General features: G+C 41.0%; 20 protein-coding genes, 1 tRNA gene and 1 pseudogene. 8 read left to right on the top strand and 14 right to left on the bottom strand.

The features are described 5' to 3' along the window. The 3 genes from ACFI34_RS11890 to ACFI34_RS11880 form a co-directional block, all read right to left on the bottom strand. Positions 1–260: transposase (locus ACFI34_RS11890; protein ID WP_462673641.1), on the bottom strand; the 260-nt coding region annotated here is incomplete at its 3' end. A 152-nt stretch (positions 261–412) separates the two neighbouring features. After that, positions 413–1,195 carry a DUF481 domain-containing protein gene (locus ACFI34_RS11885; protein WP_010555578.1) on the bottom strand — a complete coding sequence of 261 codons (783 nt, stop codon included), beginning with the start codon at positions 1,193–1,195 and terminating at the stop codon, positions 413–415. A gap of 27 nt (positions 1,196–1,222) precedes the next feature. Next, positions 1,223–2,041 (bottom strand): mechanosensitive ion channel family protein, encoded by an 819-nt coding sequence (locus tag ACFI34_RS11880; protein WP_462673640.1) that lies wholly within the window; start codon positions 2,039–2,041, stop codon positions 1,223–1,225. Positions 2,042–2,314: 273 nt separating this feature from the next. Here ACFI34_RS11880 and ACFI34_RS11875 point away from each other — a divergent pair. The 7 genes from ACFI34_RS11875 (at position 2,315) to ACFI34_RS11845 (ending at position 16,536) form a co-directional block, all read left to right on the top strand. Continuing rightward, positions 2,315–2,390 (top strand) — tRNA-His (locus ACFI34_RS11875). A 247-nt stretch (positions 2,391–2,637) separates the two neighbouring features. After that, complete coding sequence (locus ACFI34_RS11870) at positions 2,638–3,963, top strand: hypothetical protein (RefSeq protein WP_462673639.1); 1,326 nt, start codon at positions 2,638–2,640, stop codon at positions 3,961–3,963. 12 nt (positions 3,964–3,975) lie between these two features. After that, the gene (locus tag ACFI34_RS11865) at positions 3,976–5,088 is read left to right on the top strand and encodes a FecR family protein (protein ID WP_462673638.1); all 1,113 of its coding nucleotides are present in this window, start codon (positions 3,976–3,978) and stop codon (positions 5,086–5,088) included. A 39-nt stretch (positions 5,089–5,127) separates the two neighbouring features. Continuing rightward, positions 5,128–11,829 carry an Ig-like domain-containing protein gene (locus ACFI34_RS11860; RefSeq protein ID WP_462673637.1) on the top strand — a complete coding sequence of 2,234 codons (6,702 nt, stop codon included), beginning with the start codon at positions 5,128–5,130 and terminating at the stop codon, positions 11,827–11,829. Continuing rightward, positions 11,830–12,663, top strand: a complete 834-nt coding sequence (locus ACFI34_RS11855; RefSeq protein ID WP_462673636.1) for an MBL fold metallo-hydrolase — start codon at positions 11,830–11,832, stop codon at positions 12,661–12,663. A gap of 14 nt (positions 12,664–12,677) precedes the next feature. Continuing rightward, positions 12,678–14,903, top strand: coding sequence for a CHASE2 domain-containing protein (locus ACFI34_RS11850; RefSeq protein WP_462673635.1), 2,226 nt, complete (start codon positions 12,678–12,680; stop codon positions 14,901–14,903). Beyond that, positions 14,875–16,536 carry an HD-GYP domain-containing protein gene (locus ACFI34_RS11845; protein WP_462673634.1) on the top strand — a complete coding sequence of 554 codons (1,662 nt, stop codon included), beginning with the start codon at positions 14,875–14,877 and terminating at the stop codon, positions 16,534–16,536. The genes ACFI34_RS11850 and ACFI34_RS11845 overlap by 29 nt, the downstream gene beginning before the upstream one ends. Positions 16,537–16,801: 265 nt before the next feature. On the opposite strand, the gene ACFI34_RS11840 is transcribed toward ACFI34_RS11845, so the two are convergent. Further along, positions 16,802–18,229, bottom strand: coding sequence for an NAD-dependent succinate-semialdehyde dehydrogenase (locus ACFI34_RS11840; protein WP_462673633.1), 1,428 nt, complete (start codon positions 18,227–18,229; stop codon positions 16,802–16,804). A gap of 32 nt (positions 18,230–18,261) precedes the next feature. Between ACFI34_RS11840 and ACFI34_RS11835 the strand changes: the two are divergent. Beyond that, positions 18,262–18,342, top strand: a pseudogene (locus ACFI34_RS11835) (hypothetical protein); the annotation flags it as partial. 107 nt (positions 18,343–18,449) lie between these two features. Here ACFI34_RS11835 and fdx read toward each other — a convergent pair. The 10 genes from fdx to ACFI34_RS11785 all read right to left on the bottom strand — a co-directional run bounded on the left by fdx (position 18,450) and on the right by ACFI34_RS11785 (position 26,859). Further along, positions 18,450–18,788, bottom strand: a complete 339-nt coding sequence (gene fdx / locus ACFI34_RS11830) for an ISC system 2Fe-2S type ferredoxin (RefSeq protein ID WP_006791979.1) — start codon at positions 18,786–18,788, stop codon at positions 18,450–18,452. A gap of 11 nt (positions 18,789–18,799) precedes the next feature. Next, on the bottom strand, positions 18,800–20,662 hold the full coding sequence (hscA, locus tag ACFI34_RS11825) for a Fe-S protein assembly chaperone HscA (protein WP_462673632.1): 1,863 nt from the start codon (positions 20,660–20,662) through the stop codon (positions 18,800–18,802). Positions 20,663–20,703: 41 nt separating this feature from the next. Continuing rightward, positions 20,704–21,231 (bottom strand): co-chaperone HscB, encoded by a 528-nt coding sequence (gene hscB, locus ACFI34_RS11820; protein ID WP_462673631.1) that lies wholly within the window; start codon positions 21,229–21,231, stop codon positions 20,704–20,706. Between the two features lie 75 nt (positions 21,232–21,306). After that, positions 21,307–21,630 (bottom strand): iron-sulfur cluster assembly protein IscA, encoded by a 324-nt coding sequence (gene iscA / locus ACFI34_RS11815; protein WP_462673630.1) that lies wholly within the window; start codon positions 21,628–21,630, stop codon positions 21,307–21,309. A gap of 12 nt (positions 21,631–21,642) precedes the next feature. After that, entirely contained in the window at positions 21,643–22,026 is a 384-nt protein-coding gene (gene iscU / locus ACFI34_RS11810; protein ID WP_008131649.1) for a Fe-S cluster assembly scaffold IscU, read from the bottom strand. A gap of 48 nt (positions 22,027–22,074) precedes the next feature. Next, entirely contained in the window at positions 22,075–23,292 is a 1,218-nt protein-coding gene (locus ACFI34_RS11805; RefSeq protein ID WP_010555567.1) for an IscS subfamily cysteine desulfurase, read from the bottom strand. 24 nt (positions 23,293–23,316) lie between these two features. Further along, on the bottom strand, positions 23,317–23,808 hold the full coding sequence (iscR, locus tag ACFI34_RS11800; protein WP_010555566.1) for a Fe-S cluster assembly transcriptional regulator IscR: 492 nt from the start codon (positions 23,806–23,808) through the stop codon (positions 23,317–23,319). A gap of 232 nt (positions 23,809–24,040) precedes the next feature. After that, the gene (gene trmJ / locus ACFI34_RS11795) at positions 24,041–24,766 is read right to left on the bottom strand and encodes a tRNA (cytosine(32)/uridine(32)-2'-O)-methyltransferase TrmJ (RefSeq protein WP_010555565.1); all 726 of its coding nucleotides are present in this window, start codon (positions 24,764–24,766) and stop codon (positions 24,041–24,043) included. A gap of 101 nt (positions 24,767–24,867) precedes the next feature. After that, complete coding sequence (locus ACFI34_RS11790) at positions 24,868–25,623, bottom strand: class I SAM-dependent methyltransferase (RefSeq protein ID WP_058429133.1); 756 nt, start codon at positions 25,621–25,623, stop codon at positions 24,868–24,870. 57 nt (positions 25,624–25,680) lie between these two features. Continuing rightward, positions 25,681–26,859, bottom strand: coding sequence for a response regulator (locus ACFI34_RS11785; RefSeq protein WP_462673629.1), 1,179 nt, complete (start codon positions 26,857–26,859; stop codon positions 25,681–25,683). Between the last annotated feature and the right edge of the window lie 107 nt (positions 26,860–26,966).

The raw sequence follows: 26,966 nt of genomic DNA, 5'->3' as shown, positions 1-26,966 counted from the left end.
CTGGCCTTTTTTAATATCTCTTTTTCCATCCTTAGCTCTTTATTTTCCTTGCGCAACCTCAGCAATTCAACTCGCTCATCGGCATTTAAACTAGCGCCTGATTGCTCGGCTTCAAACTTGGTTTTCCAGTTATAAAGTAATTTGTCTGTAATACCCAAAGATGCAGCGCTCTTTGGTACTGAGTAACCTTGTTCGGTTACTAATGCGACGGCTTCTTGTTTAAATTCTGCCGTGTAGCTTCTGTTTGTTCTTTTTGTCATTTAACACCTCAATAATTGGATTATATTCCATTATTAAAGTGTCCTGTTTAATTAAAGCAGATCAGGTGGCTATAATACATTAATCTTAGGCAAATAAAAAAGGGACTTTCGCCCCTTTTGTCATTTAAATGTCACTAATTTAATGGTTTTGGTTAAAAACTGTAAACTAGTGTGAATGACGTCTCTGTATCTGTACTTTCTTTGTCATCCGCAACGTCTGAGTTGTTGGTTACATTAAAAGCCACTTTCATTTGTAGAGAGCCATTAATTTTAGCAAGCAATGCCGTTTCTGAACGTGTTTTAGTGTTTGTATCACCGTATTCAACAGCCACTAGCTGCGTAAAACGCGCATTATCAGAAATTTGCCAATTGTAGTCTAATTTGCCAAGGGCAATCACTTCACCTTCAAACTCACCGGCAAGTGGATTACCATTTTCATCTACTTCAGTGCTGTCATCTGGGTATTCAAAGTATTTGTAACCCGGACCAATCTCTGCGCTTAACCACATGGTTTTTTCATTTAATAAACGTAAGCCATAACCCGCTGAAATTACAGATTCACTGCGGTATGCACCAAAGTAGTCTGAAACGTGTGAACCATAAATGAATAAATGAGAATGCTCTTCATTTAATTTGTAGTTACCTTGGGCTGAAATTGAATACTTTTCGTTTGTGCGTTGAGTAACTTTGTTACCGTTAGCATCGTCAACCTCATCTTCTTTGTAGATTCCGTCAAGCTTGTACTCGTTGTTCCAGCTTTCTAGGTTATGCTGTACTTTAATACCACCTTTAAGCGTTGTTGTTTCAGTGTTACCACTAGTAACAATAGCACCAAGCTCACTAGTAACTTCCCACGTTTTTTGCTCTGCATCTTCAGCGAAAGCGTTAGTCGCAGCAGATGCTGCAACTAACACTGATAAAAGCTTTAATTTCATTAAAAATAACCTATTTAATACTAAAAATTAGTCTTGCTTGTGTAAATGAACATCCATTTGCGGAAATGGAATTGAAATATTTGCGTCGTCTAATGCAATTTTAATATTTTCCATTAGTGAAAAATATGTAGGCCAGTAGTCAGCAGCATTAACCCAAGGACGCACTACAAAGTTAACGCTTGAATCACCTAGTTCAGAAACAGCTACGGTATAAGCAGGATCTGTAAGTAAGCGTGTTTCTGCATCAAGTACAGATTTTAATACTTCTTTTGCTTGACGTAAATCAGCATCGTAACCAACACCAATCACTAAATCGATACGGCGAGTTGATTCGCGCGATACGTTTGTAATAGCGCCCGACATAATTTGCGAGTTTGGCACAATAATTACTTTGTTGTCTGGTGTGCGAAGTTCAGTTGAAAAAATCTCAATTTTTTTAACTGTACCAGATTTGCCACCGGCTTCTACAAAATCACCCGATTTAAACGGACGAAGTAAAATGATTAGTACACCCGACGCAAAATTAGACAGTGAACCTTGCAGCGCTAAACCTACCGCTAAGCCGGCTGCACCTAAAATAGCAATGAATGACGTTGTTTCAATACCAATTTGCGAAAGCGCCATTAGTACTGTTAATGCAAATACAAGGGTATACACAATACTTGCTACGAAAGAGCCAACCGCTTTATCTACTTGTTTTTTCGAAAAGCCCTTTTCTGTTAAGTTAGAACAAAACTTAGCAACTCTGCTACCAATTAAAAAGATAACCAGCGCAACAACTGCTTGAATACTATAATGTAAAATTAGGCCTGAGTTATCATTAAGCCAATTAAGTACTGATTCCATGTTTACTCCAAATGTTTTTGATTAGTGTTTTTCCGGGAAGCATTATACATTAATTTACAATTTGTTCTCATTTTTTAGTAAATTTATACTATAAATATGGTGTGTTGTTTATGATTTTTAGCCGCGCATAGCTTGAACAAGCATTACTGAACTTTCGCTGTACGAGAGTAATTTTTGGATTTTATTGTTAAATTTGATTTTTTTTAATTTAAGGCTTCACAAGGTTTATTATTTTATGTATTATGCGCGCCACACCAAACAAGGTGTTTAGTGGCGGTTGTAGCTCAGTTGGTAGAGCCCCGGATTGTGATTCCGGTTGTCGCGGGTTCAAGCCCCGTCAATCGCCCCATTTTTTCTTTATAACTTCCCTCTGTGAATAAAAACTACACCGTAAATCACTATCCACCAAACTCTTTTTAAATATGCTTTTATCCCCATTTGTTAGCCCTGCATTATCCTAGATTAATTAATATTTATGCTTAAAATTAAATGTCATTGAATTTATTATGTATTTTCATTAAAAACCGCTTATTTTCTGTTCAAAACCTATTTTTACTGTAAAATATATCTACGCTTTTTAAGATATATAACTAAGTATGATTAAACCGATTCTAAAGCTTTTCCTATATAGTTGTTTAACCGCCCTCAGTTTTAGTTCTGTTGCACAAAATAGTAATAGCTACAGCCAGTTTTTAATCGATGTACAAAAATTAGTCTCTGAAAAAAAGTTTCATCAAGCCTACCAGCTAAGCCAAGAACAAAACCAGTATTTAGGCGAACCAACTTATGATTTTTTATTAGGCGTTTCTGCTTTAAAGTTAAATCATACAGCTGAGGCTATTTTTGCTTTTGAGCGCACCATTGAAAGCAACCCAAAGTGGTATGAAGCGCGTTTATTTTTAGCTCGTGCTTATATGTTGGTAAAAAACTTTCCTGCTGCACAAAATCAAGCCTTAATACTTATTGACTCATCTATGACGCCAAACACCATAAAAACCTCTGCACAGGCATTGTTAGATAGGGTAGCTTTACAAAGTAAACGAGCCGGTGATTTTTACTCTCAAAATATTGAGTTTGCGTTGGGCGTTGATGGCAACGTAAATGCAGGCACTACAGAAAATATAATTATAATTCCTGAAATTGGTGAATTTTTGTTATCACCTGAAAGTAAAAGCACAGATGATAGTTACGCTAAGCTTAATTACTCAGGTAAATACTCCTACCCTATTAACCAACAAAGCACTGTGGTTATAAACGCTAATGCTGGGTGGTATAAATTTGCCGAACTGAGTCAATATGACCGCGTTAATGCCCATTTTAGTGCTGCATATAATTACGGAATTGGGGATGTTAATTGGCACGTTCAGGCTTCAACAACGCCTTTAATGCTTGATTCTGAGCTTTATAGAACAGAGTCGACAATGGCGTTGGGAGCAGATTTTGAGTTATCTGACAGTATTACCCTTTTTGCAGCGCTCAGTGGGGGGAAGTTAAACAACCGGTTTGACGACAAGCTCGATAATACATTTTATGCGATTAATACTGGAGTAAGTTATTCAACACAGCATTGGTTTAACCGCTTTAGTGTCAATGTTAAAAATGAAGACGCTGACTTAACTCAGGGAGAGTTTAATAGTCGCCAAAGCACCAGTGTGTACTACCAAGCCAACACTCAATTAGCCAAAAATTGGCAATTACTTTCACTTGCTGGTTACCAATGGATTAATTATCAAGAAGATCATCCTTTATTTTTGCAAGAACGTGCCGATAACCTACTTATGCTCTCGGCTACTGTTCGCTACTTGGTTAATCGTGATTTTACGTTGCAACTAACCACTAACTATCAGGATAAAAGCAGCAATATTGCTTTGTTCGAATACGACCGTTTAGACATTAATTTAAGCGCCTCTTACTCATTTTAATTTAAGGTATTTATGAAACACATACTTCCTATCATTACCGCCTTACTTTGTGTAAATTTTTATGCGCAAGCAAGTGAGCCAGCGGGTAAAACAATTCTGGCCCGTGGCTCTGTATTAGCAACAAATGAGGCAGCCCAACAACGTCAATTGCAGCGTCGTGATACTGTTTTTGGCATAGACCGAATAACGACTGGCAAACAAAGTAAAGCGCAGTTTTCAATGTTAGATGGCGGTTTAATTTCTTTAAAAGAAAATTCAGAACTTAATATAGCCAATTACCAGTTTGATAAAAACACACAACAAGGGTCTGCATCTATTGAGTTACTCAAAGGCGGCCTGCGTTCTATATCTGGCGTTATCAAAAAAAATGGCGGGGCTTATAACGTTAAAACCCCTGTGGGATCAATTGGTATTCGTGGCACGCACTTTGAAGTCCAGTTAGTGGGTAGTGATGTATATATAGCCGTGTGGGATGGTGCAATCGACCTAACACTTACAAATAATAATGTGCTGTCGCTTGGTGATAATGAAGCATTTTCGTTTGCACAAATAACAGGGAATGGTGATGTTTTTACAACAACACGTGCCGCAGCTGTATTTGATCAAACCGTTGCAGCTATTGAGCCCAATAGCGAAAGTGAAGAAACAGAGCAAGCTCAAACAGCCTCATCAAACAACCCCATTATAGAAGATAATAGCACAGCAGATGTATATACTGAGCAGCAATTTCAGGCTGTAGATAATGCATCTTTAGTTGACCAAATAGCTCAGCGCCAAGGTATTTTTAACTACAACGCTTCTGATTTTAGTGTGGCCTCAAGTGCAGGAGGCATTAGCGACTTTGCTATGACCATGGCCGTTGATTTTGACAATGGTACGGTTCCCGATGGCGAAATTAGCTTTAATGATGCCGGCGGTACTTGGTATGCGGCGTACAGTGGTTTAATAAATCTGAGTAAACTAGATTTAGCTATTACGTTTGCCTCATACGGAAACAATAAAGCAGAAGGTGATATAGACGCGGTGTTTTTGAATGACTTAGATACCATTATTGGTAACTTTCAGCTTAATGAAATTAATAATCCAGATGTAAACGCGAGCGGTTCTTTTATATTAGAGCCGTAAACACATTGGATAGACCGCTTTTATTTTGGAGTATTTAAAATGACCGCAAAAAAACACCTTTTGCTTGGTTTAATGATGTTTGCACTAAGTGCTTGCGGAGGCTCAGATGAGCAACAGCCTCAAACGCTAACACCTACATCTTCAGTTAACCCACCAGCAGTGGCAAATTATGTAAATTTAGCGGGTGTTTTAGCTAGTAGTCAAACTACACAAATACAGATTATGGGGGCAAATACCGCGAGTCGCGGTGCTGTGGGCTCAGCTATAGCAAACTCGCAAGCTGTTATTGGCTTTACTCAAACAGAAACTGTACAAGGTAATGTTTCATTTTTACTCAGTGCCCGCGATCCCGACGGTATAAGCGAAATAAACCTAGTGTTGCCAGGTGTTAATAAAAGCCTACCTATTTGCTCATCTGATTGTGGTAATGAATACGAGCGTTCTGTTATTGGGCTAAGCCCATCTATTTATGGTGTAAGTGCCGGAGAATTACGCTTAGAAATATGGATAACAGATACACTGCAAAACCAAGTTCTTGCCGATGCAATTACGTTTAGCTGGCAGCCTCATCAAATTGTAGGAGTAACAGCTCAACGAGAAGATCAAGGTATTAACCTTGCTTGGCAAGCCAACAATGAGCTAAACCGTTATAACGTATATATTGCCACCCAACCAGGTGTGTCGCCTGATACTATTAACGAACTTGAAAATGGCCAACAATTTTTAAGTATTTCAGACTCATCATTTACAGTACCAAGCACGCTTATAAACAAAAGTTACCAAGTGCTTATCACAGGTGTAGATGGCAGTGGTGAAAGTGGCTTCTCTAATTTAATAAACATAGCTCCCGTAGGCGGAGAACTTGCTTTTGCTCCTACAGCTAACAACGATATATTTGAAATTGATGAAGATACTGCCCTGCAAGGCAATGTACTAACAAACGATACGAATCCGTATAGCGGACAGCTCCTTGCCAACACACAAGTATTAGTACCCCCTTCGCATGGCTCAGTAACTATGACCGAATCAGGTGATTTTACTTACCAACCTGCGTTTAACTTTAATGGTGAAGATGCATTTAGCTATCAAATTATTAACGAGCTAGGCAGGACCGATACCGCCGTTGTCGCAATAACAATTCGCCCCATTAACGATGCTCCTATTGCCCTGGACAACACCTATAATATTTCAAGTGATGGTACATTAACTGTTTCAGCTCCTGGTTTATTGGGTAACGATAGCGATGTTGATTTAGATGAACTAACGGTAGATTTAACGCCTGTTAGTGAGCCAATGCGCGGGCTGTTAACTTTATTTGCTGACGGTAGCTTTGAATACCAAGGCGAGCAAAACATGCAAGGTGAAGACAGCTTTCAATATAAAGTTATTGATAACCAAGGCGGTGAAGCTACAGCAACTGTATTTATTGTAAGCACCAATACTAACTCGGCCCCCGTTGCTAATAACGATAGTTATAACGTAAACGAAGATAATACCCTTGTTATCTCTGCAGAAAGTGGGGTACTTAGCAATGATACCGATCCTAACGGTGACACATTTACGGTAGACGACACCTTTATAGTTGCACCTGCTCACGGGCAACTTTTGCTTAGCATTGATGGCAGCTTTAGTTACATACCTGATGCTAACTTTAATGGGGTAGACCAGTTTCAATATGCAGCCATTGACTCTCAGGGCGCCAGTGCCACAGCCACTGTTACTATCATTGTAAATAGCCAGCCAGATAATCCGGTTGCACAAAATGACGCTTATCAGTTTGCTCGAAATAGTCTATTTTCAGTCTCAGCAGACAGTGGCCTACTAGCCAACGATTTTAATATAGAAACTGGCGACCTTACTGTTGATACTGCACCTGTTACAGCGCCTCAAAACGGCACGCTCAATTTAAATAGTGATGGTTCATTTACTTATCAACCAAATGGTGATTTTTCTGGGGTAGATAGCTTTTCTTATTTAATTTCAAATGAGCAGGGCCTTACCGCAACCGCTCAAGTAACACTAAGTGAAAGTGGAAATAACACCTTCCCTGAGGCAAGCGATGATCAGTTCACCATAGCCGAAGATAGCAGCGCAACACAGCTAAATGTACTAGCAAATGATACAGACGCTGACGGCGATACCATTACACTATTTAATGTAAATAGCACACTTGGCTCAGCAAGCATTGTTAATGGGCAAATTGAATATACCCCGCCGGCCAACTTTTCTGGACAAACTGTTCTTACCTACAGTATTACTGATGGGTATGAAAATGGCTCTCCTGGTGAGAAAGACAGTACCGCAAGTGTTACGATTATTGTAACGCCTGTAAATGATGCGCCCGTTGCAAACGCTGACCTTGCTACCATAAATGAAGACGCAATTGCATTGCTCATTGACGTTTTAGCCAATGATTCAGATATTGACGGCGACAGCTTAATATTAAGCGAGGTCTCTGCCGACAGTGGCACTGCGCTAATTGTTGAAAATCAAATTCAGTACACACCTGCCCCTAATGCAAATGGCGTAGCAACGGTGACTTATTCAATAAAAGATGCGCAAGATGCAAATGCGACTTCAACACTGAGCATTACTATTTTACCAATCAACGATGCGCCCGTTGCCACTGCCGATACCGCAACCATGGATGAAGATGCGGCGCCCATTACTATTGATGTACTCGCTAATGATTCAGATGTGGATGGCGACAGCTTAGTAATCAGTAACGCCACTGCCGATGTGGGTGCTGTAAGTGTTGTAAACAACCAAATTCAGTACGCGCCTGCAGCTAATGCAAACGGTGTTGCAACGGTGATTTACACTGCGAGCGATAATAACGGTGGAACAGCTAACAGCACATTAGCGATTACTATCAACCCAATAAACGATGCACCCGTTGCAACCGCTGATACTGCAACCATAGATGAAGATACAGCGCCCATTACTATTGATGTACTCGCTAATGATTCAGATGTGGATGGCGACAGCTTAGTAATCAGTAACGCCACTGCCGATGTGGGTGCTGTAAGTGTTGTAAACAACCAAGTTCAATACACGCCTGCTGATAATACAAATGGTGTTGCAACGGTAACTTACACTGCAAGTGATAACAATGGTGGAACGGCTAGCAGCACATTAGCAATTACTATCAACCCAATTAACGATGCGCCTGTTGCCACTGCCGATACCGCAACCATGGATGAAGATGCGGCGCCCATTACTATTGATGTACTCGCTAATGATTCAGATGTGGATGGCGATAGCTTAGTAATCAGTAACGCCACTGCCGATGTGGGTGCTGTAAGTGTTGTAAATAACCAAATTCAGTACGCGCCTGCAGCTAATGCAAACGGCGTTGCAATGGTGACTTACACTGCGAGCGATAATAACGGTGGAACGGCTAGCAGCACTGTAGCAATTACTATCAACCCAATCAACGATGCACCCGTTGCAACCGCTGATACCGCAACTATGGATGAAGATGCGGCGCCCATTACTATTGATGTACTCGCTAACGATTCAGACGTGGATGGCGATAGCTTAGTAATCAGTAACGCGAGCGTTGATGTAGGCACGGCAACTATTGTAAATAACCAAATTCAATACACGCCAGCGGCTAATGCAAACGGCGTTGCAACGGTGACTTATACTGCGAGCGATAATAACGGTGGAACGGCTAACAGCACATTAGCGATTGCTATCAACCCAATAAACGATGCTCCCGTTGCCACTGCCGATACCGCAACTATGGATGAAGATGCGGCGCCTATTACTATTGATGTACTCGCTAACGATTCAGATGTGGATGGCGACAGCTTAGTAATAAGTAGCGCGAGTACAGATGTAGGCACGGCAACTATTGTAAATAACCAAATTCAATACACGCCTGCAACTAATGCAAACGGCGTTGCAACGGTGACTTACACTGCGAGCGATAATAACGGTGGAACGGCTAACAGCACATTAGCGATTACTATCAACCCAATAAACGATGCTCCGGTGGTAGCTGAGCAAAGCTTTAGTATTAATGAAGATGCAACTGATTCCGACACAGTTGGAACCATTGTTGCTACCGACATTGAAAATCAAGATTTAACCTATGCATTAGCCGGCGGTGATTTTGCTTTATTTAACATAAATGCATCATCTGGCATTTTAAGTGTGAATGGCGAAACCCCTTTTGATTATGAAACCAAAACTCAATACATATTAAATATTCAAGTAACAGATAACGGCACACCTAATGAAACGACTGCGGTTAATATCACGGTTAATATAATTGATGTTGTCGAGCCGCTAATCCCTGTTGAAGATGCATCATTTGGTCGCCCTATTACGGGGCAGCTCGATCTAGGCAGCGTATTTTCAGGTGGGCAATTTAACGACAGCATAGCGCTTAACAACAACTTATATTTTGTGGGCTTTACCAATAATGCAGACAAAGACATTCTTATTGTTTCGTACACAAATAACGGCGATGCAAATACCGCATTTAATAGCACAGGCACCAAAATACTTGATTTAGAGCAAGATGAAGAAGCCACCGCCATTATTTCCGACGGCACCGATTTATTTATTGCCTATTCAAGTTTTGATGGCAGTAATAATGAAGCGTGTGTACTTAAAATGGATCTTGCAGGGACATTAAGAACCGGCTCAGATGATGACGGGGAAAGTAACACGGGTATAAAATGTACAACGCTTAACAGTACCACGGTTATCAATGACCTTGAAATTGACGGTAATAAATTACTTGCTGTAGGCAAGCACTTTGATGGTACTCAAACCGATAGCCTATGGATACATTATAAAACCGACGACTTGTCATTTGAAAACTCCACACCCACCATCGTTGATGTAAGTGGTGCTAATCGCGATGATGAAGGTTACGCAGTTAAAAACTTTGAAAAATCAGACTATTTAGTTGTGGGTAGCGTTACCGATGCTGATGGTACTAAAAACTCACTTTTGCGTTATTTAAAATCGAATGGTAATAACGATAATGACTTTAACGGTGGTGCGTCTCTTACTATTGATTTATCTGGTAATGATAAAGACGATGAGTTATTTGCCATTGGTGGTTTAGCTGATTCTAATTTTACAGCTTTTGCAGGTGGCTATATGACAAGCCAAACAGGTGAAAAAGAAGCTGTTGTGTTAGCCATTGATAAAAATGGCGAGCTAGTGACAAGTTTTGACACCGATGGAATTGCTATTTATGACATTGATGGCAACAACGGCGCGGGTAATGGAGGCGATCAAGTAACGGGTATCCAATACGAGCCAATTAAAAATGAAATAATGCTCTCGGGCACAACGGGTGTTCCTAATGCAGAACACGTATTTACAGCTCGCGTAATTAGTTCAACCGGTTTACTTGATGATACTTACGGTGAGTCTGGAGTTAGCATTCTTTCGGATATAAATGCTAAACAAATTGTAAACACAACGTCTATCGACTCTAATGATACTTTATGGGTAGCCGGCATTGATGACGACACCAACGCTAAACCATTTATTGGAGCAATAACCGATCAAGCCGCATTGTTTACTAATTTCAATAGCACAGGTTATTTAACAGTTGATGAAATAACCGAAGCGTCAAACGATAAATCAATGAAACTGATACAACTTAGTAATGGCGCTCAAGCAGGTAAATATATGCTTGCCTCAACAGCCGAAACAAACGGTGTAATAAAGTTAGTATTAACACGTTTTACCAGCACAGGTGCAATAGACACAGGCTTTAGTGAAACGGGCCACAAAGAAATTACCATTGAGTTAAACTCGCAACACGTTGCGTTAGCTGAATTAAACAATGGCAACTTATTACTTGCTGGTACTAAAAAAACCACCAATGGCTCGCAAGGTTTTGTAGCCAAAGTGGACCAAGACGGCTCCCTCGATACAACATTTGCAACCGACGGCATCTATGTAACCAACATTGAAAATACCGAAGCACTTACATTATCAGATATAGCAATAACCAATAGTAGCAATATTGTTGCAGTGGGTACTGCAACGCAATCTGGGAACACACAGTCATTTGCAATGATGCTTACAGCGCAAGGGGTACTCGCTACAAGCTTTGGCACTGAAGGCGTTTTATTAGGGTTAACGGATGAGGATTTTTCTAAAATTCACATTAACAACAATGAAATTTTTATTGCTGGTAAATTAGTAACAGGTGCTGATTCAGCATTGATTGCGCTCAAACTTAACTTAACCGGCAATGAGTTGTTTAGATATTCAGGTACCGATACGCCTAACACCAACAATAAAGTAGCCAGTGTAATAACCGACTCATCTGGCGCAATCTATTTAGTTGCAAATTTAGTCAGTACACCTGATAAAGCGAATGTTATACGCTTGCTTTCGTCGGGCTCATTAGATACAAGCTTTGCTGACAATGGCGTTGGCCAATATAGTTTAGCTGCAACCGGCAATACTTTAATTAAAGGTGCCAAGCTAGATAGCACTGATAAACTTATATTAGTCGGTACTAGTAACAACCAGGGCGTAATTGCACGAATTACTACAAATGGCGAGCTTGATAGCGCATTTGGTACTGGTGGAATTGGTTATTACCAAACTAACCTTTGTACAAATTCACTCGTTTTTACCTCGTTAATTCTACAAACTGACACGCAAATAGCCTTAAGTAGCACTTGCGATAATGGTAACTCAAATAATATCAGTGTATCTAAGTTTGATTTTTATCCCGATGGAGTTGAGCCATAAATGAAAGTCGAATTATTTGGGGTAAGAGGCTCAATGCCTACACCCGGAAGTGATACCCATCTATATGGTGGGAATACATCGTGTACTTATGTGACAAAAAATAATGGCAGTGCACTGATATTAGACTCGGGCACTGGAATAGCAAAACTTGGAGATTATTTACTCGAGCAGCAAAGCCCTATCTATATTTTGCTCACTCACAATCATTGGGATCATATTCAGGGCTTTCCTTTTTTTAAACCTATTTATCAAGCAAATCGCGATATAACAATTGTTGCAGGTAATGTTGACGATAAAAACACTCAACACGCTATTGTAGAACAAATGAGTGGCTCTTATTTTCCTGTTCGTCATCAAGACTTACCATCAAATATTACGCTCAATACTGAGCTTTCGGCACAATCGCAATTTAACCTTAATGGTTTTTCTATCTCCACGGCACCGCTAAATCACCCTGGCGGCGGAACTGCTTATTGCTTATTTGCTGATGGCGCGAAGGTGGCATATGTGACCGACAACGAGCTTAACCCACCTCACCAAACTACAACCAGTATTAGCGAGTGGGCAGCATTTATAGAAGGGGCCGATTTACTTATACATGACGCTCAACTTATTGATGCTGACTTACCATTAAAACATGGCTGGGGCCACAGTACTATTGACCAAGTTGCTCAACTTGCAATAAAAGCGAAAGTCAAAAACATGGTGATAATCAGTCACGATCCCTCAAGAACCGATGAGCAACTTACCGAAATAGAAAGTTATTTACAAGCAAGCTACGGCAACGATGTGTGTATTGAATGTGGTAAAGAGGGGCGCGTTTTTGAATTTTAAACGCGCTAGGAGCTTTGACTATTAACCTATTAAAAAAAATAACATCGAAGCATTTTTATATTGGTGTATTGATCACATTACTCATAGCATCTATCGAATTTTTTTCGACAGGTGCAGTAGCTAAACTTCTCAACCGAGTTGAGGGGATTATTTACGATTCACGCTTACAACTCACCCTCGCAGACACACCAAGAAAAGTGAATGAATCTGTAGTAATCATCGATATTGATGAAAAAAGCATGCAAGAACAGGGGCGCTTCCCTTGGAGTCGCTCTAAAGTGGCTGATCTTGTCACTAAATTAACTGACGCTGGTGTCATTGTTATCGCCTTCGATATATTTTTCTCGGAGCCTGAAGTAAACCCTGTTACTAAAATTATGGATGAACTCCCTGACTTTTCGGCAAAGTATGCGAGCCCGCTTTCGACAATAAAACAACAAGTAGATGCCGATACAAAATTAGCTAAAGCGCTGGAAAAAAACGATATTACCTTGGGGTTTTTATTGATTAACGATGAATTAAGTGAACATAATGCGCCAGCTAAAAGCAGCGTAATTTGGCAAGAAGGTGAACACACAAACTCACAAATTAATGATTACCCTGGCGCTATTATAAATATTGCTAAGTTACAAAGTGTTGCTGCGGGCCATGGTTTTATTAATGCACATAGTGATGAAGATGGCTTTATACGAAAAGCAGCATTGGTTAACCGTGTAGGTAACACCCTTTACCCTTCTTTAGCGCTTGAAGCCGCCCGTTTGTATACATTAGCCAACACAATAGAAACACGCTCAACTACATCAAATGGTATAACCCTATTTGAAGGCGTTAAGTTTCACAATAAATGGATTCAAACCGATGAATACGGACAAATACTTATTCCTTATAAAGGCGGAGCTCGCAGCTTTGCATATTACTCAGCAACCGATGTGCTAACACAAAAAGTTGGTTTAAAAGAGCTAGAGGGAAGCGTCGCGTTTATTGGCACTTCTGCTGTGGGGTTGGCTGACTTACGATCTACCCCCGTAGGCTTGCAATATCCAGGAGTTGAAGTTCATGCCAATATATTTGAAGGGTTAATGAACCCGCAGCTACTTCCTTCAAAACCTAGTTGGTCACTAGGCGCCAGTTTGGTCATTATTATTATTACTGGCCTTGCCCTGTCGTTTTTTAGCATTGGTAAAACCGCACGCTTTATTTTGGCATTCTCAATTATTGTTGCAAGTGTTAACGTCGCTATAAATTTTTACATGTGGTCGGCACAAAAAGTCAACCTTCCTTTATTTATGACCTTATTACTCACCACACTTTTAGCTAGCTATTACATTATTGTTGGCTCTATTGCTGAAATGAAACACAGCAAAAAAATAAAAACAATGTTTGACCAATATGTACCACCAGAACGTATAAATCAGCTTATAGAACAAGGCGGTAATTTAGTTCAAAATAGCGAACGCAGAAACATGACTGTTTTATTCGCCGATATAAGAGGTTTTACATCATTATCTGAAAGCATGTCGGCTCACCAATTAAGCGAATATTTAAATCAATACCTGAGCGCTATTACTAAAATCATATTTGATAACACTGGCACAATAGACAAATACGTTGGCGATATGGTCATGGCATTTTGGAATGCGCCATTACTAGATAAAGACCACGCTCAACATGGCGTTGAGGCGGCTCTAGCAATGACTGAAGGCCTAGCAGAAATAAACACACTGTTTGCAAAGCAAAACCTTCCCGCAATCAGTATTGGAGTCGGCTTAAGCTCTGGTGATATGAATGTGGGTGACATGGGTTCAATGTACCGTAAAGCGTATACCGTATTGGGGGATGCTGTTAACTTAGGGGCAAGAGTCGAAAGCTTGACCAAGTTTTATGGTGTCGCTATTCTGGTTACCGAAGATACAATGCAGGCATGCTCGGGGATCTCTTTTAGGCTCATTGATAAAGTGCAGGTGGTTGGAAAAACAACTTCAGTCGCACTATATGAACCCATAAATTATACGAATAAACTAAGCAAAATACAGCTTAACGAAATAGATAACTCGCTAAAAGCCATCACGCTTTTTCATAATAAAGAATGGGAAAGTGCGCTTAGCTTATTTAAGCAATTAGAAAGTAACGCTGTATTAAACGCAGACGTTTACCGTATTTATATTGAACGAATACAAAGTACAGATATACAAACACTCGCTAAGGATTGGAATGGTGCCTTCGTACATACAAAAAAGTAGCAAAAATATGCCTCAGCACATTAAAGACAGAACAAACCTTCAGCACTTTATCGATATTAGTATTCGCCTTACTACCGAAAAAGAGCCACAACTGCTGTTAGACGAAATTTTACAAGTTGTTATGTCTATCGCTAACTCAGATGCAGGCAGTATATATTCGATTACAGAAGATGATCAGCTTAAGTTTGAAACCGTGATCAATAAATCACTTAACTTATACTTGGGGGGTGGTTCAGATCGTTTTGTTAGCTTTCCCAACATTGACTTATATATCGATGGCAAACCAAACCAACGAGCAATCGTTGCCCATGCAGTTAATTCAGGCAAAGTAATTAATATTCCTGATGTTTACGCTGCACTGCCTTTTGACATGAGCGCTGCGCGTGAAATGGATGCCCGCACGGGTTATCGCACGCAATCAATGCTAACTATTCCTTTAAAAGATCATCAAGATGATATTTTAGGTGTGATACAGCTTATAAACGTAAAAGATAGCAACAATAATATCATTCCCTTTAGTGAAGAGCTCGTCACGCTAATACGCTCGTTTGCTTCATTAGGGGCTATTGCATTAACTAACTCATCGCTGATTAAAGAGATGGAAGAGTTGTTTTCTACTTTTGCTGAAACCATTGCAATGGCTATCGATGAAAAGTCTCCCCATACCGGTGGGCACTGTAAGCGTGTACCCGCATTAACGTTAATGCTGGCCGATGCGGTAAATGAAATAAGCAAGGGGCCATTAGCGTCATTTTCTATGAGTGACTCAGACCGTCACCAATTAGATATAGCAGGCTGGTTACATGACTGCGGAAAAATCGCCACCCCCGATCACATCATGGAAAAAGCGACTAAATTAGAAACCATTTTTGATCGTATTAACTATATAGATGCCAAATTTGAGATCATTAGCCGAGATTTAAAAATTAATTACCAAGAACAAATAATCTCAGCAATGAAAAATGGTAAGCCTGTAGAGGTGCAGCAACTCGAACGACTGCTCGATACCGAGCTTAAGCAGGTTGCACTGGACCGCGCCTTATTACAACGCATTAATGTGGGTGGGGAGTTTTTAGGCGATAAAGAACTTGCCCAAATAGAACGCATTGCACAACACTATCATTTAGTGATAAACGATATACGCACACCACTGCTCAATGATGATGAAGTTGAAAACCTATCAATACGAAGAGGAACGCTCACAGCTGGCCAGCATGATGTCATGAAGCGTCATATGGATGTAACCAAAAATATTTTAGACGCCCTGCCCTTCCCTAAACACTTAAGTAAAGTGTCTGAGTATGCATTGGGGCATCATGAAAAACTCGATGGTACAGGTTACCCAAGGGGTCTAACCAAAGAGCAAATGTCGGTGCCTGCACGATTAATGGCAATTACAGATATATTTGAAGCTCTTTCAGCGGTAGATAGACCTTATAAAAAAGCGAAGCCAGTGAGCGAGTGCTTATTTATACTCGGTACTATGGTTGAAAAAAACCACCTAGATCCTGATATTTTTGCTGTATTTGTCGAATCAGGCGTGTACAAAAATTACATTATTGAATATGCAAACCCTGAACAACTTGATGACGTAGATCTGAATAACCTACCTGGATATAAACCAATCCGTTAATGCCCCACAAAAATTAACGACGCAGAACAAAAAAATGCCACCTTACGGTGGCATTTACACACGGGGTTATTTCTACTTATAGAAATCCTTTTACTTTTTATTTGGTTTTTAGTGTTGTTTTATTAACAAAAAATATGTGGCAAAGGTAGCACTTAGTCCTTGCTGTATCAATAGCAAAAAGAAAAGTTCATAGTTTCGCCATATTTTTGTAATAAAAAAACGTTAACGCACTCCATGAACATGAGTGTTATATCGCGACTTGCGATTAAATTTTAATACACACGTACTTTTCTTCTAGGTATTCATCTAGCCCTTGATGCCCCCCTTCACGCCCTAAGCCAGACTGTTTTACTCCACCAAACGGAGCAACGGGGTTTGATATTACCCCTTCATTTACGCCTATCATGCCAAATTCAAGCCCTTCGCTAATGCGGTAAATTTGTTTTAAATCTTGGCTATAAAAATAAGCGGCTAAACCATAGGGTACGTCGTTAGCAAGCGCAAGCACTTCTGCTTCTTCATCAAAAGGGATGACCGTTAGCACAGGGCCAAATACTTCTTCGTGGTATATATCCATTTCAGTCGTTACGTTAGTAACAATGAGCGGGTTTTGAAAGCTGCCGCCTAAGCTGCTGTTATCCCCTATTAGGTCTGCGCCTTTATCAAGTGCATCTTGCACAAGCTGCTGCACTTTCTCTTTCGCTTTTGGGTAAATAAGGGGGCCAATATCTACGTCCTCTTCAAACCCATTGGCTACTTTTAATGAGGCTACTTTAGGCGTAATTTTACTCAGCACTTCATCTAAAATACTGCGCTGAATAAAAATGCGGTTTGCGGCTACACATGCTTGGCCGCTGTTTCTAAATTTAGCCGCCATAAGCCCGTCAATCGCATCATCCAGATCCGCATTATCAAAAATGATAAACGGCGCATTGCCGCCTAATTCCATTGAGGTACGCTTAACCGTGTCGGCACATTGCTTAAGTAATTGGCTACCAACACCTGTAGAGCCAGTAAAAGTAAACTTGCGGACAATGTGTGAGTCGGTGAGTATTTTACCCACTGTTTTAGCGTCTTGCGATACGAGTACATTAAATGCACCTTTAACAAAACCAGCTTGGTCGGCTAGGTATGCTAATGCAATCGCGCATAGCGGCGTATGTTCAGAAGGCTTTAATATAAAACTACAGCCTGCAGCATATGCTGGCGCCACTTTACGCGTTACCATTGCAACAGGGAAGTTCCATGGTGTAATACCTGCTACAACGCCTACAGGCTGCTTAAAACTGGTTAAACGGTGGTTATTGTCGGTAGGTGGGATCACATCGCCATAACTTCGCTTGGCTTCTTCAGCAAACCACTTTATAAAGCCTGCGCCGTAATCTATTTCCCCAAGCGATTCTTTAAGCGGCTTACCTTGTTCTTTGGTCATTAGTGTAGCTAGCGTTTGTTTGTGCTTTATCACTAGATCATACCAACGCATCAGGGTTTCGCTCCGATCACTGGCATTGGTGGCTTTTAATTTTACAAAAGCGCCTTGCGCTGCTGTTATGGCATTTTTTATGCCTTGCTCGTCTATATCGCTTACTTCTACAATACTTTTTTCGGTCGCGGGGTCGTCAACGTTAAAGCGCGTATCAGTTTTATAAAATTCGCCGTTAATAAATGAGTCAGAAAAAATAAGATCACTCAAAATACACCTCCATATTACCGTTTAATTAAAATTGCGCTGTAGGCGTCGCGATAGCAAGCTATGTGTTCACATTAATACGTAGAGTAAAACGTCACTATCGACGTAGAGCTTGAGCCTGTATGAAGCGCAAGCACCTATTGCTAAGATAATCACTTGCTCAAAATAAAAAAGCCGCTGTATCAAACAGCGGCTTCCAATATAATATATCGTTAATTAAAAACTAGTGCTCTTCATTAACGATATTGAGATTGTACTTAGGTATTTCAACCACTAAGTCCTCATCTCTAATAATTGCTTGGCAACCAAGGCGCGACTCAGGCTCTAAGCCCCACGCTTTGTCTAGCATGTCATCTTCTAGGTCGTCACTTTCGTCAAGTGAATCAAACCCTTCACGAATAACTAAATGGCACGTAGTACACGCACACGACTTTTCACATGCATGTGGAATACTTATGCCATTTTTAAGCGCCGCGTCGAGTACTGTTTGACCCTCTGGAGCTTCAATTGCAGCGCCGTCAGGACACAATTCAGGATGTGGAAGAAAAACAATTTGTGGCATTCTAATCTCTCTTAAATGTTGTCTACTGACTGACCCGTTAGGGCTTTTTTAATTGATGCATCCATTCTGCGCGATGCAAATTCACTACTGGCGTTATCTACTTTCTCGATAGCCGCTTTAATTTCGCTAGGTTGTTGTGCATTTTCGCGCACTTTTACCAGCTCTGCAATTTCAGCTCTTAAATTTGTAAGTTGTGTGTCGTCAAGTAATGCGCCATCGGCATCTAACGAAGCATTTAGTGCTTCAATAACACGAAGCGCTTCAACTTGTTGTTCTTTTAACATACGTGCTTGCATGTCGTCTTTTGCGTTGCTCATCGACTCTTTTAACATGTTAGCTACCTGATCATCAGATAAACCAAACGACGGTTTAACCTGAATTTCGGCTTGCACACCCGTTGATTTTTCCATAGCTGAAACACTTAATAAGCCATCAGCATCAACTTTAAAGGTGACTCTAATATGTGCAGCACCGGCTGCCATTGGTGGAATACCTTTTAAGCTAAATTTAGCAAGTGAACGACAATCGTCAACCAACTCACGCTCACCTTGTAATACATGCAAAGACATTGCCGTTTGGCCATCTTTAAACGTTGTAAATTCTTGAGCGCGCGCTACCGGAATAGTCGTGTTACGCGGTATAATTTTTTCAACCAAACCGCCCATGGTTTCAAGTCCAAGCGACAGTGGCAGTACATCTAGCAATAACATGTCTGAGTCTGGCTTATTGCCAATGAGTACGTCTGCTTGCAGTGCTGCACCCAATGCAACAACCCGATCTGGGTCGATTGAGGTTAGCGGTTCTTTATCAAAAAAGCTATGTACTTGGCTACGTACCAGTGGCATACGCGTTGACCCGCCGACCATAATAACTTGTAAAACTTCTTCGTTTTCAATGCCAGCATCTTTTACAGCACGACGACACGAACGCAGCGTTTTTTTAACTAGTGGCATAGCCATTTCGTCAAATGTTTCGCGCGTTACTTCTACCGTGTGGTTTTGTCCGTCAAACTCAAGCCCTACATTTACTTTTGCGTACTGGCTTAACGCTTCTTTACAGGCTTTTGCTTTATTAATAAATAAACGTAAAATCGAAGGTGATAACGCCGATACACCCGTTTGCTGCTTAAAGTAATCAACCAATAGTGAATCAAAGTCGTCCCCCCCTAAGCTTGAGTCGCCACCCGTTGCCATGACTTCAAAAACACCTTGGTGTAGACGAAGAACAGAAATATCAAATGTACCACCGCCTAAGTCGTAAACTGCTATGATCCCTTCTTGGCCCGAGTCTAAGCCATAGGCAACAGCAGCTGCTGTAGGCTCGTTTAACAAACGCAATACGTTAATACCAGCAAGTTCTGCTGCATCTTTGGTACTTTGACGCTGAGCATCATCAAAATACGCAGGAACGGTGATAACAGCCCCTAAAATTTCTTGATTACCAAAACTTTGTTCTGCACGCGCTTTTAGAGCGGCTAAGATATGGCTTGACGCTTTTACTGGGCTGATTTTTCCGGCCTCGGTTTGAATTGCAAGCGAGCCATTATCTTCACAAAATTCATACGGTAATTGACCGTAGCTTTGCTCTATTTCAGCTTGTGTTTTACCTAAAAAGCGCTTTACTGAAATAAGCGTATTAGCAGGGTCTTGTGTTGCAGCTTGAGCTGCTTCTGAACCCACAGTAATACCACCGGCTTGATAACGAACAACCGACGGTAGCATCGCAGCCCCTAATTCATCCGTTAAGGTGCGCGCTTCGCCGCTTTGTACAGTAGCCACTAATGAATTAGTCGTGCCAAGGTCAATACCTATGGCTAGTTTATGTTCGTGTGGTGCCGCGCTTTGCCCCGGCTCAGCAATTTGCAATAATGCCATAATGCTCTTTAAACTCGTTTTGCTCGCTTTACAGCAAGTAATTAATCGTCAAATAAACTGTCTTCAATGCGTTCTAGTTCGTCACGTAATTTATAAACAAACTTCAGTTTACGAATATTATCAGCCGCTAGTTGATACTGTTGCTCGTCGTTACTTGCTAACTGCTCTGCAAGCTGTGCACTGTATTGCTCGTTAAGTTGTTTTATTTGTTTTTCAAAATTAGCAATGGCCGCATCCGGGTCGTTTGCTGATGCAAGCTCTTCGAGCTCTTCGCGTAATTCCATTTGTTGCATTAAGAACATAGGATCTTGCAGCGTTTGTTGCTCAGCGCGAATATCAACACCTAGCTCGCTTAACATATACTCAGCACGTTTAACTGGATGCTTAAGTGTTTGCAAGGCATCGTTAATTTCAGCAGCACTTTGCACCGACATTAACTTATCTCGGCTGCTTGCATTGGCATGGCGGTCGGGGTGAACAGCACGCTGTAATTCTAGGTAATTTTTATTAATCGTTGCTAAATCAATATTATAATCAACGGGCACTGCAAATAATTCAAAGTAACGCATAGATTCAACCAGTAATATTCAGAAATAACAAAGCCCTACAGTTGCAGGGCTTCAAAAAACAATTACACGTAGCAATTAAACGGTAAAGCTTTCGCCACAACCACACTCGTCAGCTTGGTTTGGGTTATTAAATTTAAACCCTTCATTTAAACCTTCTTTTGTGTAGTCGAGCTCTGTGCCGTCAATGTAAACTAAGCTTTTTGCGTCAACTATTATAGTTACGCCTTTAGCTGCAAACGTTTCATCGTCTTCGTTTAACTCGTCAACAAACTCAAGTACATAAGCAAGACCTGAACAGCCCGTCGTTTTAATGCCAACGCGCAGACCTAACCCTTTGCCGCGGTTTGCTAAAAATGATTGTACGCGGTTTGCTGCCGCATCTGTCAATGTCACTGCCATGAGTTTCTCTTCTTACTTCGCTTGTTTGCTTTTGTAGTCTGCAATTGCTGCTTGAATTGCATCTTCGGCTAAAATTGAACAGTGAATTTTCACTGGTGGTAATTCTAGCTCAGCACTGATATCAGTGTTTTTGATTGTTGCTGCTTCGTCTAGTGTTTTACCTTTAACCCACTCTGTTACAAGTGAAGAAGAAGCAATTGCGCTACCACAACCATAGGTTTTGAATTTCGCATCTTCAATAACGCCTTCAGACGATACTTTAATTTGCAATTTCATTACGTCACCACATGCTGGTGCGCCTACCATACCCGTTGCCACTGACGGATCGTTTTTGTCCAGAGCACCTACGTTACGTGGGTTTTCTACGTGGTCGATTACTTTATCACTGTACGCCATAATTCTATCCTCATTACCTGCTAGGGTATGTGCTTACATCACTAATTATTAGTGGTGAGCCCATTCAACTGAATCTAAATCAATACCTTCTTGATGCATCTCCCAAAGTGGAGACATTTCACGTAGGCGACCGATAGAGTTTTTCATTAATTCAACGGTGTAATCAATCTCTTCTTCGGTAGTAAAACGACCAATACTGAAACGAATTGAGCTGTGTGCTAATTCGTCGTTACGGCCAAGTGCACGTAAAACATAAGAAGGCTCTAAGCTTGCAGATGTACAGGCTGAACCTGACGATACCGCAATGTCTTTTACTGCCATAAGTAACGATTCACCTTCAACAAAGTTAAAGCTGATGTTTACAATACCCGGTACTGACTGGTCTTGTGTGCCGTTAAAGTATACTTCGTCCATATCAGCCATAATGCCGTCAATTAGGCGTTTACGTAATGCGCTGATGTGTGCAAAATCTTTTTCAAAATCTTCTTTTGCGATTCTAAATGCAGTCCCCATGCCCACCAACTGGTGCGTTGCCAGTGTGCCAGAACGCATACCACGCTCATGGCCGCCACCGTGCATTTGCGCTTCTAAACGAGCGCGAGGTTTACGACGAACGTAAAGCGCACCTACACCTTTAGGGCCATACGCTTTGTGCGCAGAGAACGACATAAAATCAACTTTAAGTTGTTGTACGTCAATAAGTACTTTACCCGCGCTTTGCGCTGCATCTACGTGGAACATAATTTTACGTTCGCGACACATTTCGCCAATAGTTGCGATGTCTTGAATTACACCTAACTCATTGTTTACGTGCATGATGCTGACAAGTACGGTGTCGTCACGCATTGTGTCTGCTAGCTTTTGCAGATCAAGCAGGCCGTTTTCTTCAACGTCCATATAAGTTACTTCAAAACCTTGACGTTCTAATTCACGACATGTGTCGATGACTGCTTTGTGCTCAGTTTTAGCGGTAATAATGTGCTTACCTTTCTTTTTGTAAAACTGTGCTGCACCTTTGATAGCAAGGTTGTTTGATTCAGTTGCACCCGAGGTGAAAACGATTTCACGTGGGTCTGCATTTACTAAATCAGCAATATCTGTACGTGCTTGGTCAACAGCTTCTTCTGCTTGCCAACCAAAACGGTGTGAACGTGATGCAGGGTTACCAAATTTACCGTCCATTGTGAGGCATTGCATCATTTCTTTAGCAACACGCTCATCAACAGGCGTGGTTGCTGCGTAATCTAAATAAATCGGTAACTTCATTTCTCTCTCCGCTGCAGGTCAACCTTAAAGTTGACAGCTTACTTGAATGTTTTCCAACTGCTTAATTGCATTATTGATACTGTTATCTTGGCGTGATGCGATTTCTTTCACATCTGATTTTTCCACCAATTCAGCAAGGGTAATATTATTCAAAAATTCTTCTATGCGTGCGCTTAAATCTGACCACAAATTATGGGTTAAGCAGCGCATACCACTTTGGCAGCCAGTGTTGGCACCTTGGCAACGTGTTGCATCAACCGATTCGTCAACTGCGGTAATAATATCACCAACAGAAATAACATCGGCTTCTCGCCCTAGTAAATAGCCGCCACCAGGACCTCGAACCGAACTTACCAAGCCATTTTTACGCAGCCGAGCAAATAATTGTTCAAGGTATGACAAAGAAATTTCTTGTCGCTGTGAAATATCAGCAAGGGCGACAGGACCAACACCTGTATGCAGCGCAACATCAAGCATCGCTGTAACGGCATATCGTCCTTTTGATGTTAATTTCATAACGCCCCCTGCACAAAGAGTGCAAATTTTAATTACCAGAGTAAATTAGTCAAGTATTATCACTTGATAAAAATTTGATTTAAAAACATATCGCTTAAAATGAATGTAGTTAACAAATTTTTAATACTTGACCTGTTTGGTCAAGTATTGACACCATTGTAATTACCTGAGTAATTTAGTCAAGTATTAGGCAGTTATTTAAACACCCGTTTATATAACTAATTGCTATACCTTACTTAGGAATCGATTTATTTATAGAGGTAAGAATACCGCGCAAAATATTCATCTCTGCCTCTTCTGGGCGAGCACGGTTAAATAAACGGCGAAGCTTTGTCATTACAATGCCTGGATGCTGTTTGATGATGAAGCCTGTGTTATACAAGGTCTCCTCAAGGTGTTCGTAAAACAACTCTGTTTGTTTAGAGTTTGGGTAAACCGTGTCGTCTTGCGCTTCTTGTTTGGGTTGCTTATTCAAAAATGCCATACGTGTTTCGTAAGACAATGTTTGCACAGCCATAGCAAGATTTAGCGAGCTATATTCTGGGTTAGCGGGAATACATACATGGTAGTTACACAGCTGAAGCTCTTCGTTAGTTAAGCCACTGTTTTCACGACCAAACACTAATGCCACAGGGCCATTCTCGGCTTCAGCCACCAGCTTTTCACCACACTCGCGAGGCTCAACCATCGGCCATGAAAGCGTGCGTGAACGTGCGCTTGTACCAATAGTTAATGCACAATCAGCAATGGCGTCTTCAAGCTTTTCAACAATTACTGCATTACCTAACACATCGCTAGCACCTGCAGATAACGCACTTGCATGGCTGTCAATTTCACAAGCGGGATCAACTAAATAGAGTTTTGATAAACCCATTGTTTTCATGGCGCGAGCCGCCGAGCCTATATTACCTGAGTGTGATGTGTTAACTAAAACAACGCGAATATCGTCTAAGATCATTGCTGTGCTTCTTACTAATGCCAAAAAATTGCGCGAATTCTAACATAAAAGCTTAAAAAGATCCTAGATCCTTAAAGCCGATCGCATACGTAAAAGGGCCTTCAAACCATGGCCGCTTTTACATACACATCAAAACGGTTCTTTTTAGTTTTAATTTGCATACTGGGGGTTTTGTCATTTAAAAACGGGGCGTAATCGGGGCGCTTAACCACCACTCGCTTGCTAGCAAGTGGGTAGGCAAATTCAAGTAAATCATCGGCGTCGGTATCTGCGCCTACTAACTCTTGAAACACTCGCATTTCTTTTTTTACTAAGGCTGACTTTTCGCGGTGTGGAAACATAGGATCTAAATACACCACATCGGGCATGCTTTCACATTGGGCTAGTAACGTGTGGCTTGAGCCAAAGACTAGGCTCATATTGTCTTTCATCCAAGGGCCAATTTCTGTGTCGCTGTAAGCTCTATTTAAACCATCAGCCAGCAGTGCAGCAACTACAGGGTGACGTTCATGTAAAATAACCTTGCACCCGAGTGACGCCAATACAAAGCCATCACGCCCCAAACCTGCGGTTGCATCAAGTACCACAGGCGTTGCCCCTTTATTAAGGCCAACCGCTTTGGCTATAGCTTGCCCTTTACCGCCACCAAATTTTCGTCTGTGAGCGGCTGCCCCGGTAACAAAATCAACGTTAATGGCACCTAATTTAGGTTCATCAGTTTTAAATAAACTCAGTCCTGTATCGTCATAGTGCAGGCTAAAACCTTGGCTATTTTGTTGCCAATTTACTAAACCAAAACGCGTTTCTAATTCATTTAAATACGGGCGACACTCTTTAAAGGCACACTGAATAACCACAATACACTCCGACGATAAAATACCGCCAGAGTATATCAACCAGCGAGCTTAAGCGCACTAAAATAGCTCTATGTCAGGGTCTTGGTTAATTGCAGGCTCAATGTCTTCAACTTTATGGCGTAAACTCTGTAAAAACTCACTGCGGCTTTGTGTTACTTGCTCAAACTGATATTTTATAAACGCTAAATCGCTGTTGGCAGACACCAGTAACTGCATAGTATGTTCGAGCTGCGATATACATGAATCAATATCGGCGGGGTTTAAATTATTCTTTTGAAGCTCAATAGCTGTATTTAATGCCTCTAGTTGTGCACAAAACTGCTCTGCTACATTACTTTGCGTGATATTTTGAGCATTAAACTGGCTTATTATATCTTCCAGTGCCGTGCTAATTTGTTCAGCTTGCTGGTAATTTTTTTCGTTTCTTTCCATAGTAACGACCTTTTCATTGGTGACCTCTAAAATATGAGGGAATAAATCTTTATAACGCCCATACTTTTCGGTGTCATCGACCGGCATATTCTTAACCAGTAACGATAGCTTTGGGTAGTTGATAATAGTGCTGTTACCTATATCAACAAACCGCTGTGCGTCTTTGTGTTGCTCCAATAACTCCTGCTCTAGTGGGCATACGCCGCCTTTCAAGCTGTAAAATTCACTTTTATGCTGGCACCAAAATACAACCACCACATCCAAATTGAAGAGGGTAAAAAAACCCAAAAAGTACTCGCTCAAAATTTCTAAACTGTTGGCATGATAACTTTGGCCAACATAGCGCATAATTCGACCCATATCTCCCGACTCGGTCATCGCCATTGCGGCAGTTTTATTGGCTTTATTTATATCGCTTTCGAGTTTGACGCATTGTTGGCGATACGCATACAGTATTTTGATACGTGCCATTAGCTCCTGTGCATTAAACGGTTTCATTATGTAGTCAGAAGCACCAACACTGTAGCCTTTTACTCGGTCGATAAGCGCTTCTTTTGATGAGAGAAACATAACCGGAATATCTTTCGTATCGGCATTTTGTTTTATTTCTTGGCAGACTTGATAACCCGACTTACCCGGCATTTCTATGTCGAGAAGGATAATATCGGGTTTATGTTCGTTTATTAACCTTAGCCCCTCCTCGCCCTCTTTAGCATGAAGAAGTTTACAAAACCCAGCTAGAGACTCTTCAATAATGAGGTGGGTTAATTTATCGTCATCAATGGTAAGTACTAACTTTTCCATACACAAATCCGTTTAGTTGAGCATGCTTAGAGCATAGTACGGCGTGCTGAAATTACTAACGTTTATAGCCTATTATCTAAAAACAATAAAAAAGCGCCGTTTAGGCG

The sequence above is a fragment of the Pseudoalteromonas sp. PSi26 genome (assembly GCF_054960575.1).
The sequence above is the reverse complement of the archived record's forward strand: the minus strand, read 5'-3'. Positions and strand labels throughout refer to the sequence as shown.